The organism is Thauera sp. WH-1, from assembly GCF_047806685.1.
In the GTDB taxonomy this organism is placed as follows: domain Bacteria; phylum Pseudomonadota; class Gammaproteobacteria; order Burkholderiales; family Rhodocyclaceae; genus Thauera.
The window spans coordinates 21,916-30,013 of the sequence record NZ_JBLQGP010000029.1 but is presented as its reverse complement, the minus strand read 5'-3'; the positions used below and the strand labels follow the sequence as shown (position 1 = coordinate 30,013).

At 63.4% G+C, this 8,098-nt stretch carries 7 protein-coding genes; 3 read left to right on the top strand and 4 right to left on the bottom strand.

Going from position 1 to position 8,098, the window contains the following annotated elements; translation table 11 throughout:
• Window positions 1-837 (bottom strand): endolytic transglycosylase MltG (mltG, locus tag ACMV5O_RS19425; RefSeq protein ID WP_416165002.1); only part of this gene is annotated, 837 nt, incomplete at its 3' end.
• Window positions 838-937: 100 nt separating this feature from the next.
• On the opposite strand from mltG, the gene ACMV5O_RS19420 reads away from it, so the two are divergent.
• The 3 genes from ACMV5O_RS19420 to ACMV5O_RS19410 are packed head-to-tail and all read left to right on the top strand — an operon-like array spanning window position 938 to window position 3,010.
• A complete protein-coding gene (locus tag ACMV5O_RS19420; RefSeq protein WP_159687717.1) occupies window positions 938-1,957 on the top strand; it encodes a YgfZ/GcvT domain-containing protein in 1,020 nt (339 codons plus the stop codon).
• A 10-nt stretch (window positions 1,958-1,967) separates the two neighbouring features.
• Complete coding sequence (locus ACMV5O_RS19415; protein WP_159687719.1) at window positions 1,968-2,255, top strand: DUF4936 family protein; 288 nt, start codon at window positions 1,968-1,970, stop codon at window positions 2,253-2,255.
• Window positions 2,246-3,010 carry an NRDE family protein gene (locus tag ACMV5O_RS19410; protein WP_416165001.1) on the top strand — a complete coding sequence of 255 codons (765 nt, stop codon included), beginning with the start codon at window positions 2,246-2,248 and terminating at the stop codon, window positions 3,008-3,010. Before ACMV5O_RS19415 ends, ACMV5O_RS19410 begins: the two co-directional genes overlap by 10 nt.
• Window positions 3,011-3,040: 30 nt before the next feature.
• Here the strand turns inward: ACMV5O_RS19410 and ACMV5O_RS19405 are convergent, their stop codons facing one another.
• The 3 genes from ACMV5O_RS19405 to ACMV5O_RS19395 form a co-directional block, all read right to left on the bottom strand.
• Window positions 3,041-5,761, bottom strand: coding sequence for a LuxR C-terminal-related transcriptional regulator (locus ACMV5O_RS19405; RefSeq protein WP_416165000.1), 2,721 nt, complete (start codon window positions 5,759-5,761; stop codon window positions 3,041-3,043).
• A 320-nt stretch (window positions 5,762-6,081) separates the two neighbouring features.
• Complete coding sequence (locus ACMV5O_RS19400; RefSeq protein ID WP_416164999.1) at window positions 6,082-7,752, bottom strand: cation acetate symporter; 1,671 nt, start codon at window positions 7,750-7,752, stop codon at window positions 6,082-6,084.
• Complete coding sequence (locus ACMV5O_RS19395) at window positions 7,749-8,060, bottom strand: DUF485 domain-containing protein (protein WP_159687725.1); 312 nt, start codon at window positions 8,058-8,060, stop codon at window positions 7,749-7,751. Before ACMV5O_RS19395 ends, ACMV5O_RS19400 begins: the two co-directional genes overlap by 4 nt.
• Between the last annotated feature and the right edge of the window lie 38 nt (window positions 8,061-8,098).

The following is an 8,098-nucleotide window of genomic DNA, read 5'->3' as shown; positions in this document are numbered from 1 at the left end:
GGGCATGTCAATCATTGTGCTGGGCTGGCACGACAAGGCATAGCGTACGATTTTTTCCGTTTCGTGAGCTGACCCCTCGAAGCTTTCGCCGAGTCCGTAGATGACCGTCGGATCGGTCTGCAGGCGCATGCCGATGCGCAGCCTGTTGATGAACACCGAGCCCACCAGTGCCCTGTCGTCCTCGCGGCCGGTCTCCTTCTCGATGATCGAGGCGAGAATCAATGCCTCGTACGGCGACTTGAGCGGCAGATTGGCGCCGCGCCCGGCCCACGCGGTGTCCACCAGGCGCTGCATCTCCTGGTAGGCGCGGCGCAGCACCGCGAGCTCGCTCGACTGGCGGTCGAAGAGATAAGTGTCGGGGAAGAACAGGCCCTCGGGATTCGACTCGCTGGCGCCGATGCGCTGCAGGATCTCGGCACTGCTCAGCCCGGCGGCGTCGTGCCGAAGATCGGGGTGCGCCTGTAGCGCGGCCAGCACCTGCCTGAAAGTCCAGCCCTCGATGATGCGGAATTCCCGCTGGGTAACGTCACCAGCGGTGAGCTTGAGCAGCAGCTGCCATGCCGTGACGCCGCGCGTGACCTCATAGCTGCCGGCCTTGATACTGTTGGCCTTGCCGGTGAGCCGTGCCAGCACCGCCAGCATTTCGGGCTGGATCTCCACCCCGGCCTGGCGAATAACGCGTGCCGCGCCGCGCATCGAAGCGCCCCGCTCCACCGTGAAATCCACCAGCTCCGTCTTGAGATCGAGGGGCCGTAACGCGAACCAGCCCAGCGCAGCGATCGCCACGATCAAGCCCAGCACTGCAAGCAGGGAAAGTTTGACGATCAGCTTTTGCATTATTCGCGCAGTGGCCGCAGGATCGGGTTTTGCACCAACGGCCTTTCTTGGAGGCCGCATATAATACTTCACCCCCGACAATCTCCCTCAAGCCAAGATCATGAGCACCTATTCCTTTCTGGACGCGCCCGAGACGCCACTGGGCACGATCGAATTCGGCCCACCCGAAGCTGCGGTGAAGCTTGCAGCCGAAAGCAGCGTAGCCATACCGCTCGGCAATTTCGGCCTCATCCGCGCAACCGGCGAAGAGGCGGTCGCCTTTCTCCACAATCTGGTCTCCAACGACGTCAAGAAGCTCGGTGAGAACAGCGCCCAGTGGAACAGCCTCAACAGCCCCAAAGGGCGGATGATCGCAAGCCTGTTGATCTGGCGCGACGGCGCCGACCTGATCATCGCGCTGGCCCGCGACCTGCACCAGGCGGTGCTCAAGAAACTCTCGATGTACGTGCTGCGCTCCAAGGTGAAGCTTACCGATGCGAGCGGCGAATTCGCGCTGTTCGGCCTTGCCGGTGCCGGGGTGCCTGCCGCGCTGCAGGCTGCCGGCCTGTCGAACCCCGATGAGACCATGTACACGGCCCCCTCGCCTGCGGGCCGCGTGATCCGGCTGGGTGCGGATCTGCTGGTTGCAGCAGTGCCGGCTGCTTCGGCAAAGAGCGTGTGGCGCGCGCTTGGCGAGGCCGGTCTTTCCCCGGCGGGATCGAGTGGATGGACCTGGTTGATGATCCGTGACGGCCTTCCGCTGGTGACCCAGCCGGTGCAGGAAGAATTCGTCGCGCAGATGCTCAATTTCGAGCTGATCGGCGGCGTCAGCTTCAACAAGGGCTGTTACCCCGGGCAGGAAATCGTCGCCCGCACCCAGTACCTCGGCAAACTCAAGAAGCGTATGTACAGGCTTCATTTCGACGGTGCGGCATCCGTCCAGGTCGGCAGCGACCTGTTCGCCCCGGATTTCGGCGACCAGTCGATCGGCAAGGTGGTGCTCGCCGCCCCCTCGCCCAGCGGCGGCCAGGAAGCCCTCGCGGTCCTGCAGAGCAGCAGCGCCGAGGCTGGCGAGCTGCACCTCGGCGCACCCGATGGCGCCCGCGCCGCGGTCATGCCCCTGCCCTATTCGCTGGGCTGACGCCGCGGCAATGGCCGTCAATCTCTATGTTTACTACCGCGTCGACCCGGCAAGGGCAGCCGACATGCGTGCCGCCCTGCGCGGCGCCCAGGCCCGCCTTGGCGCCGCCTGGCGGATCGATACCGGCCTGCTCCAGCGCAGCGACGATCCGCTCACCTGGATGGAAACCTACGTGCAGATCGAAGACCCGCAAGGCTTTCTCGCCGCGCTGGCGTCGGAACTCGAGGCCATCGGCTTTAGTGATTGCCTCGCCGAGGGCGCAACGCGACACGTCGAGTGCTTCGAGCCATGTGCCTGATCCTCGCCGCCTGGCAGGCGCATCCCCGTTATCCGCTGGTCATCGCGGCGAATCGCGACGAGTTCTTCCGCCGCCCCGCCGCATCGGCCCGCTGGTGGCCTGAACAACCTGGCCTGCTCGCCGGCCAGGATCTCGAAGCTGGTGGCACCTGGCTTGGTGTGAGCGCCGACGGGCGGTTTGCCGCACTCACGAACTTCCGCGACCCCTCGAGCCACCGCGCGGGCACCCCTTCGCGCGGGCAGCTCGTTGCCGGCTTCCTCGCCTCGGACAACACGGTCGATGAGGCGCTGGACGATCTGCAGCACCGCTCGGACGCCTACAACGGCTTCAACCTCATGCTCTACGACGGAGAACGGTTCGGCATCTATGAGAGCGTGGCAAGATCAGGCCGAACCCTCGCGCCCGGCGTCTATGGCCTGTCAAACCACCTCCTCGACACTTCCTGGCCGAAGGTCGACAGGGCGAAGTCCCGACTGTCCAGGGCCCTCCACCATCTTCCGGACGAACATGCGCTGATCCAACTGCTCCGCGACGACAGGCCCGCTGCCGATGAGGCCCTGCCGCAGACCGGGGTGAGTCTCGAATGGGAGCGTCTGCTCTCCAGCGCCTTCATCCGCGCCAACGGCTACGGCACCCGTTGCTCGACGATCGTGCTGGTCGGACATGACGGGGAAGTGTCGTTCAATGAATTCAGCTGGGACGAGCACGGCGAGCCGCAGGGTGTCGTGCGAGAGCGGTTTCGCCCGCACGCCTGAGTCTGCCGTTCGGGCATGGGCGGATGCCGCTCACTGTTCCGGTGCCCGCCTCATCCGATCCTGTGCCCATCGCACGGCCTGCAGCCGCGAAGTGACATCGAGCTTCGCGTAGATGTTCTTGAGGTGCCACTTCACCGTCTCTGGCGAAACCGCAAGGATTCTCGCGATCTCCTTGTTCGACAGCCCCCGGGCGAGGCAATCGACGATCTGACGCTCCCGTGCGCTCAGCGTGCTTGCCAGATCGATCTTGCCGATGCCGGCGCGGGCCGCCTCGTCGGTTGCCGAACCACGACGCCCCGCTGCCTGGCCGAGGTCGTCGAGATACCAGGAGATCCGACCAGCTTCGAGCGAACGCATGCGACCGGGGCTCGCCAATAACCCGTCGGCAATCCCCTCTTCATCGATGAAGCTGCGTATCAATCCATTCTCCTGGCCGTAAGACAGCGCCTGCATGAATACCCGCTCGGCGGCGGATTCATCGGAAAAACGGTGCAGCGCACCGGCCAGCACGATCCTCGCTCGAGCAGCAAGATAGCGCATCCCCTTCGCATCAAGTTCCGAACAGAGCATCTGCAGCGCGTAGATCGCGGGCTCGGCCGCCCCGCGGGCGATACCGAGCCTGGCCATTGCGAGTCCGTGATGGAACCGCCCCTCGATCAACGAACCGCCGAGTTGTCCGGCATGTGCGCGCATGGCTGCGTTCAATGACTGGAATATCCGGCCGGCCTTGGTAAGTTCGCCGAGATTGATATGCAGTCTGACCAATTCGCCCATGCACGCGGCGCGCATTCGCAGCCAGTCGCGGCGCGTGGCCATCTCGATCGCCTCGTCGAGAACCGCGAGCGCGCGTCCATGGTCACCGGAAAGCCACAGGAGTCGAGCGGATGCGACGCAGAATCTGCTCGCGGACCCGTTCGGCGCGGCTTCTATCGCCAGTGGCAACAGGTCACGGATCACGCCGGCCGCCTTGTCCAGCTCATCCCATTCGTAATAGATCTCGGCGAGATACCCGGAAGGCAGAACCGCAGCGGCGGAATTTTCACCCGCGCGCGCCTCGGAAAACACCAGGGCGTCGCGGAAAATTCGTTCCGCATCGAGCAGCTGACCCTCGAGCAGAAAGCCGAGCCCGAACATGCACTGCCGGTAGGCACTCGCGTAGGTGGGCTCCGATTGCGGCACCCGGTCGAGCCGCGGGGCCGATTGGTACATGGTGCGGATGGCCGGAAAGTCAGACTTATAGACCAGACCGAAGAGCAGCGCAGTGTGGGCGATCCGCTCGATCCACGACCCCTCGGGCGGATTCAGCGACAGCACCTGATTGGCGAGAAGCAGCGAATTGGCGCTGTCATCTGTCAGACCGGCGGTCAGCGCCTGCACCGCGAGCATCTCCGATTTCAGCGAACCGAGGTCAGGCGCACTGAGCGCGCCCGAGTCGATATCGCGCCGTATGCCGTCCAGCGTGGCGACGGCCTCGGCCGGTCTCAACCCGAGCGAATAGCACCACGCCCGGGCCAATCGCAGGAATATGCTCTTGCGGATCACGTGTGCAGGCAAACGCCCGAGCCAGGTAAGGACCGTGCGCAGATCACTGCGCTCGATCAGTTTCGTCGCGCAGCGTTCCACCCACGCGGCTGCCTGGGTATCGTCGCCGGCGGCCAGCGCGTGCTTCACCGCTTCCTGCCACAAACCGTTCTCGGCAAGCCAGTGGCTTGCCTCCCGATGGCGCTGGATCTGCGTTTCTGGATTTTCCCTGGACGCGCGATGCCTCAGATAGTCGAGAAAGAGTGCGTGAAATCGGTACCACTCGCGCTCGCTGCTGAGCGAAACGAGAAACAGGTTCCGTTCTTCCAGCCACTCGAGAATCTCGGGGGAATCCTTCATCCCGCTCACCCGCACGCAAAGCCACGGCGAAAGGCGGTCGAGAATCGATACTGCGAGCAGGAACGACACGACTCTCTCGGGGAGACTCTGCATCACGTTCTCGGAGAGATAGGCCGAGATCTCCCACGATGCAGCGCTCAGGGCGCGCATCGATTCAGCCCCATCCGATTCGCCGCTCATCGCGATCGAGGCCAACTGCAGTCCCGTCACCCAGCCTTCGGTCGCACGCACGAAGGGCCCGATCTGGTCACGCGGAATCCGGCGTCCCTGGGTGGTCGCAAAAAAGAGCTCGGCTTCCTCGGTGCCGAACCTCAGATCGTCGCTTCCCAGGCGAAGCAGTTGCGAGCGGGCCCGGAACCGGCTCAATGCGAAATAAGGCTCGCCGCGGCTGGCAAGGACGAGGTGCAGGTTCGGCGGGCCGTACGTCAGCAGGCGGTGAATGGTGTCATTCACCTCTTTCGATTTCAGCAGATGCGCATCGTCCAGAATGATCACGACGTCGCGAGCCGCCTCGGCGATCTCATTCACGAGCACCGACAGAACGGTCTTTGGCGGAACGATCGGATCATTGCGGATCAGCTCGATCGACTGCGCCCCCAATCCGTCGCATGATTTCTGCAGGGCGGTCAGCAGGTAGGAGCCGAACTGGTACAGATCGTCGTCCTCGGCATCGAGCGACAGCCAGGCGACATATTTTCCCGAAGCGGACAGCCTCGCATACCAGTCCGCAAGCAGCGTCGTCTTGCCAAAACCGGCGGGTGCCACAACGACGGTGAGCATGTGCCCCAGGGCATCATCCAGCTTGCGGAGCAAATGTTCGCGACAGATCAGCCTGTTGCCGTGGAGCGGGGGAAGCATCTTCGTCTGCATGAGTTGCAGACGTTGATCATCGCCTCCGCGATCACCCCGGTTTACGTTCCCCATTGCGGTAAGACGCTCCTTCCTCGTAAGGTTTCCTGCGAAGTCCGTCTCTTACAGTTCACCAGTTTGGTCACCGATTGTCGACCGCCTCGGCTCCATCGATGCGTTGGTCGGGCTCGGCCCCGGCAGTCTTCGTCGGACAAGTGCCCGTGCCACGACGCCTGGCTCCGCGGTTTACGAGCGGCGCTGCGAGCATTCCCCCGGCAGTAGAAGAAAAAATGCGGCGCCCAATGTCGCCGCAAACCCCGGGGAGGAGAAAGGATCGGAAATTAATGGGCGCTGGCTGCTGCGGCACCCACTCCCGTCTGCGAGCGGACGTACTGATCGTCGTAGGCATCGATCTCCTTGCGTGCCCGCTCGCTCCGGTCGGTAACCGAAAAGAGCCAGGTGAAGAAGAATGCCAGAGGCATCGAGAAGAGCGCGGGTTGCTCGTACGGGAAAAGGGGTTCCGCATTTCCGAGCACTGTCACCCAGACGGATTTCGACAGGATCACCAGGGTCACTGCCGAAAGCAGGCCGATCAGGCCGCCGAGCAAGGCTCCGCGCGTCGTCAAGCCTTTCCAGTACATCGAAAGAATCAGCACGGGGAAGTTCGCCGAGGCGGCGATACCGAAGGTGAGGCCGACCAGGAAGGCGACGTTCTGCTTCTCGAAGGCGATACCGAGTACCACCGCCACCACACCCAGCGCGAGCGTCGCAAACTTGGTGACACGCATTTCCTCGTTCTCCGAGGCACTGCCCTTGCGGATGATGCGGGCATACAGGTCATGGGCGATTGCCGACGCGCCGGCCAGCGCAAGGCCCGACACGACAGCGAGAATCGTGGCAAAGGCAACGGCAGACATGAAGCCGAGGAAGAGGTTTCCACCCAAGGCCATGGAGAGATGCATCACCGGCATGTTGCCGCCGCCGATGATCTTGCCGCCGACCACGCCCCCTTCGAAATACGCCGGGTTGGTGCCGACGATGCTGATTGCCGCGAGGCCCAGGATGCATACCACCATGAAGAAGTAGCCGATACAGCCGCTGGCGACGAATACGCTCTTGCGTGCCTCCTTGGCGTTCGGCACGGTGAAGAAGCGCATCATGATGTGCGGCAGTCCCGCGGTACCGAACACCAGCCCGAGCGACAAGGACACGGCGGTGACCGGATCGGCCATGAGCGAGCCGGGTCCCATGATCTTGATGCCGTCCTTGTGCACCTCAACGGCCTTGGCGGCCATCGATTCGAGGCTGAAGCCGAACTGGGCGAGCGACAGGTAGAGCAGCGCCGTGCCGCCGAACAGCATCAGGCAGGCCTTGATGATCTGCACCCAGGTCGTCGCGATCATCCCGCCGAAGGTGACGTACACCACCATCAACACGCCGACCACGGTCACCGCGATCGGATAATCGAGGCCGAACAGCAGCTTGATCAGCTGGCCGGCACCGACCATCTGGACGATCAGGTAGAAGCACACGACGGTCAGCGAGCCGAATGCCGCGAAGGTGCGAATCCGGTTCTGGTCGAGGCGGTACGATGCGATGTCGGCGAAGGTGAACTTGCCGAGGTTACGCAGCCGCTCCGCCATCAGGAACAGGATGACCGGCCAGCCGACGAAAAAGCCGATCGCATAGATGAAACCGTCCAGCCCCTTCGAAAAGGTCAGCGCCGAGAGTCCGAGCAGGGTTGCCGCGGACATGTAGTCGCCGGCAATGGCGAGTCCGTTCTGGAAACCCGAGATGCCGCCGCCGGCCGTGTAGAAGTCCGACGTGGTCTTGGTTCTGCTGGCAGCCCAATAAGTGATCCCGAGCGTCGACAGGACGAAGACGAAGAACATCATGATTGCCGTCATGTTGAGCGGCTGCTTCTGTGCCTCGCCGACGGCATCGGCCGCATAGGCGAGGCTGCCGGCCATGCCGAGGCAGGCGGCCCCCATCAACTGGCGTAGCTTGATCATTTGGACGCCTCCCGGATGAGTTCTTCGTTGATCCGGTCAAACTCGCCGTTGGCGCGCGCAACGAACCAGCCGGTCAGGAGCCAGGAACCGATGATGATGACCGCGCCGATCGGCACGCCGATGGTAAGCATGCCGCCTTCACTGATCGGTGTGCGCAGGACGTCCGGCGCAAAGGCGACCAGCATCATCAGGCAGTAATAGGAAACCAGCACGATCGCGGTCAGCAGCAGCGCGAAGCGGCTGCGCTTTCCGGCAAGCTCATCGAACCGGGGGTTCTCCCGGATTCGCTTGTAGATCTGGGATGACATTGAAATCTCCTTCTTGGTAATGGGTATTGCCGCTATTC

Bases quoted from the DNA above. Each gene is read 5' to 3' on its own strand.
- ACMV5O_RS19395 (WP_159687725.1), bottom strand. From the start codon at position 8,060: ATGTCATCCCAGATCTACAAGCGAATCCGGGAGAACCCCCGGTTCGAT.
- ACMV5O_RS19400 (WP_416164999.1), bottom strand. From the start codon at position 7,752: ATGATCAAGCTACGCCAGTTGATGGGGGCCGCCTGCCTCGGCATGGCC.
- ACMV5O_RS19420 (WP_159687717.1), top strand. From the start codon at position 938: ATGAGCACCTATTCCTTTCTGGACGCGCCCGAGACGCCACTGGGCACG.
- ACMV5O_RS19410 (WP_416165001.1), top strand. From the start codon at position 2,246: ATGTGCCTGATCCTCGCCGCCTGGCAGGCGCATCCCCGTTATCCGCTG.
- ACMV5O_RS19405 (WP_416165000.1), bottom strand. From the start codon at position 5,761: ATGCAGACGAAGATGCTTCCCCCGCTCCACGGCAACAGGCTGATCTGT.
- ACMV5O_RS19415 (WP_159687719.1), top strand. From the start codon at position 1,968: ATGGCCGTCAATCTCTATGTTTACTACCGCGTCGACCCGGCAAGGGCA.